This is a genomic window from Enterococcus bulliens (assembly GCF_053761865.1).
Map to the genome: position 1 here is coordinate 1 of NZ_JBSMXK010000045.1, position 3,716 is coordinate 3,716.

The 3,716-nt window shown below is 35.4% G+C and carries 4 protein-coding genes; 2 read left to right on the forward strand and 2 right to left on the reverse strand.

Annotated elements, in window-relative coordinates; all coding sequences use genetic code 11:
- Positions 1 to 90 precede the first annotated feature (90 nt).
- Positions 91 to 225 (reverse strand): hypothetical protein, encoded by a 135-nt coding sequence (locus ACWOEC_RS11975; protein ID WP_455308451.1) that lies wholly within the window; start codon positions 223 to 225, stop codon positions 91 to 93.
- Complete coding sequence (locus ACWOEC_RS11980) at positions 203 to 787, reverse strand: recombinase family protein (RefSeq protein WP_002367823.1); 585 nt, start codon at positions 785 to 787, stop codon at positions 203 to 205. The genes ACWOEC_RS11975 and ACWOEC_RS11980 overlap by 23 nt, the downstream gene beginning before the upstream one ends.
- Positions 788 to 1,026: 239 nt before the next feature.
- On the opposite strand from ACWOEC_RS11980, the gene ACWOEC_RS11985 reads away from it, so the two are divergent.
- Positions 1,027 to 1,386 (forward strand): ArsR/SmtB family transcription factor, encoded by a 360-nt coding sequence (locus tag ACWOEC_RS11985; protein ID WP_003726380.1) that lies wholly within the window; start codon positions 1,027 to 1,029, stop codon positions 1,384 to 1,386.
- Entirely contained in the window at positions 1,383 to 3,500 is a 2,118-nt protein-coding gene (locus ACWOEC_RS11990) for a heavy metal translocating P-type ATPase (protein WP_455308459.1), read from the forward strand. The genes ACWOEC_RS11985 and ACWOEC_RS11990 overlap by 4 nt, the downstream gene beginning before the upstream one ends.
- Positions 3,501 to 3,716: the final 216 nt, after the last annotated feature.

Genomic DNA, 3,716 nt, shown 5'->3' on the forward strand with positions numbered 1-3,716 from the left:
ACGGCTACAATAATCACATCCTGCTGAAATTGCTTTCCTTTAAAAGGATTCATCGTCATTCCTCCTGCTATCTTTTTCTATTATTCTACCTTATTTGATAGTAGATTTAAAACTTTGCAACAGAACCGTTTCTTGTTTATTAAGATAAGGCTCAATAATTTTATATTTTTTCATCGCATCTGTTCTTTGCTGGTCTGAAAAACTAGTGAGCATTTGTTTTTCCATTTTTTTCCTCCATTTTATCTAAATAACGATAAATCGTTGTTCGAGAAACATTCCAACGTTCGGCAATAGTTTTAATCGGTGTTCCACTATCAACTAGAGTCTTTAGTAATTCTAAGTCTTGTGCTTTTAATTTTTCAGGACGACCTCCAAATCGCCCTCTTGCTCTAGCTGCCGCTCGTCCTGCCGCAGATCTTTCTAAAATTAGATTTCGTTCAAATTCCGCAAATGCTGCAAACAAATGGAACATAAGCTGTCCAGTAGAACTTGATTTATCCATTGTTATATTTTCTTGAAGACTATGAAAACTAACACCTCGTTCATTCAAACGATTGACGATTGAAATCAAGTCTTCCATATTTCTGCCAAGACGATCTAAACGCCAAACGACAAGTGTATCTCCAGATCGAACAAAATCAATGGCTGTTTCTAATCCTGGCCGATTACTTTTTGCACCACTCATATGATCTGTGAAAATTTTTTCGCAGCCAAATTTATTTAAGCTATCTTCTTGTAAATCCAAATTTTGTAAACCAGTAGAGACCCGGGCGTATCCTATTTTCAAAAAAATCACTCCTTTATAAAATCTATTGTAACATAACTTTAATTCGCTAGTATAATTGAACATAGATTTTGATATGAGTTTATGAACACGAAAAGGAGTTGAAATTTTGAAAACTAGATAAAAAAACACTATGTCCAGAAACGCATCATTTTATGAACATTCAAACATTCACTTGAATATAGATGGATGTTCTGATACAATACATTCAAACAAACATTTGAATGTAAAGGAATGATCGTATGAATAATGAAATTTGTGAAATAACTTGTATTCATGAAGACAAAGTTAATCGTGCTAAATCTAAACTAGCAAACTTTGATACTCCGTCAGTAAGTGGTTTCTTTAAAATATTGTCAGATGAAAATCGACTTAAAATTGTACATGCTTTAGTTCATGAAGATGAGCTATGTGTTTGTGATATTGCTAATATCATTGATGCTTCGGTCGCAACAACTTCACACCATCTGAACTCCTTAAAAAAATTGGGAGTAGTTGATAGTCACAAGGATGGTAAGTTAGTCTACTATTTTATTAAAAATATCAAAATCTTAAATCTTATGGAGCTTGGCGTAAATTTTAAAGAAGAGGTACTAGCATGAGTGAGAAAATGACCGAAAAAACCTATCGAATAGAAGGATTAAGCTGTACAAATTGTGCAGGTAAATTTGAAAAAAATGTAAAGCAGTTGCCAGGAGTTACGAGTGCAACAGTAAACTTTGGTGCAAGTAAGATTTCAGTAGAAGGCCAAACAACAATTGAAGAACTCGAAGAAGCGGGAGCCTTCGAAAATCTTATCATTCGTGGTGATCAAGAAAATGATGAACAAGTTAGATCAAAAGAGTCTTTTATTAAACGGAATATCGCTTTAATCATCTCTCTTGGTTTTATACTTGTTGCTGTGATTTCCCAACTATCATTGGGCGAAGATCATTTATTAACGAAAGCTCTTTATATATTGGCAATAATAATTGGTGGATTTGATTTATTTAAAGAAGGGTTCTCTGATTTGATCAAATTGGACTTCTCCATGGAATCTTTAATGACTATTGCAATTATTGGGGCCGCATTTATTGGAGAATGGGCCGAAGGTTCTATTGTAGTAATACTATTTGCTATTAGCGAAGCTTTGGAACGATTTTCAATGGATAAAGCAAGACAGTCGATTCGTTCTCTTATGGATATAGCTCCCAAAGAAGCTCTTATCAGGAGAAACAATGTAGAGCAATTAGTCAGTGTCGATAAAATCGATATCGACGATATTATGATCATTAAACCCGGACAAAAAATAGCCATGGATGGGCTTGTTATCAACGGTCATTCTTCAGTAAATCAAGCAGCAATAACAGGAGAATCGGTTCCTGTTGAAAAACAGTTAGATGATGAAGTGTTTGCAGGAACACTAAATGAAGAAGGTATTCTTGAAGTCAAAGTAACAAAAAAAGTAAAGGATACAACGATTGCCAAAATCATTCACTTAGTTGAAGAAGCGCAAGGAGAACGAGCTCCTGCACAAGCCTTTGTAGATAAATTTGCAAAATACTATATGCCATTCATAATTATTATGGCCCTTTTGATAGTGGTTGTTCCTCCGCTATTCTTTGGTGGTGACTGGAATAAATGGCTTTACCAAGGGTTATCCATTTTAGTTGTCGGATGTCCTTGTTCATTAGTGATCTCAACACCTGTTTCAATTGTTTCGGCTATTGGTAATGCAGCAAAAAATGGTGTTTTAGTAAAAGGCGGAGTCTATCTGGAAGAAATTGGTCATTTGAGAGCAATTGCTTTCGATAAGACTGGAACCTTAACAAAAGGAAAGCCTGTCGTAACGGATTTCATTGCAACCAGTTCTGAAACTGATATAAATTATCTATCGATTATTTCATCGTTGGAATCTCTTTCTCAACACCCATTAGCTTCTGCTATTTTAAACGAAGCGGATAAAACTAATGTGGATTACAAGTCAATACAAATCGAGGATTTCCAATCTATCACAGGTAAAGGACTTACAGGTATACATCAAAACATACGTTACTATATTGGAAGCCCTAAACTGTTTTCTGCATCAGTAATCGAAGAAACAGCGGTCAAAGTACAATACAGACAATTTCAAGAACAAGGGAAAACCGCCATGTATTTCGGTACTGACGAACAAATTTTAGGAGTAATTGCTGTCGCAGATGAAGTAAGAGATTCAAGTGCTGCCGTTATTTCTGAACTCCACAAGTTGTCAATTGAACACACTATTATGCTTACTGGTGATAATACTAAAACCGCTGAATCTATTGGTAAGCAATTAGGTGTGGCTGAAATAAAAGGAGATCTAATGCCTCAAGAAAAATTAGATTCGATTAAAGCGTTGCGGACAACTTATAATAAAGTAGCAATGGTGGGCGACGGCATTAATGATGCACCAGCATTAGCTGCATCGACGGTTGGTATTGCAATGGGCGGTGCAGGAACAGATACGGCTCTCGAAACTGCTGATGTTGCTCTAATGGGCGACGATTTACAAAAATTACCATTCATTGTTAGACTTAGCCGCCAAACTCTAAAAGTAATTAAGCAAAATATCACCTTCTCATTAGGTATAAAACTATTAGCTCTACTACTAGTCATACCAGGTTGGCTAACACTATGGATTGCTATTGTAGCAGATATGGGAGCAACGCTTTTAGTAACATTAAACGGATTACGATTGATGAAAGTTAAATAACACAACAAATAAAAGAAGGCATGTTTATAAGCGTGCCTTCTTTTTATGATACATTTTTAGTTTTTTTGAACGCTAGTTATGAAGCAAACGGTTCTGTTGCAAAGTTTTAAATAAAGAATAAAATCCCTTACGGTATCTATGATTTAAGCTGGGATTCCCAATAATACCTTGATTTCAGTACAGACCGAAAACCCGAAGAGAGTGCCTTCTTTTCGG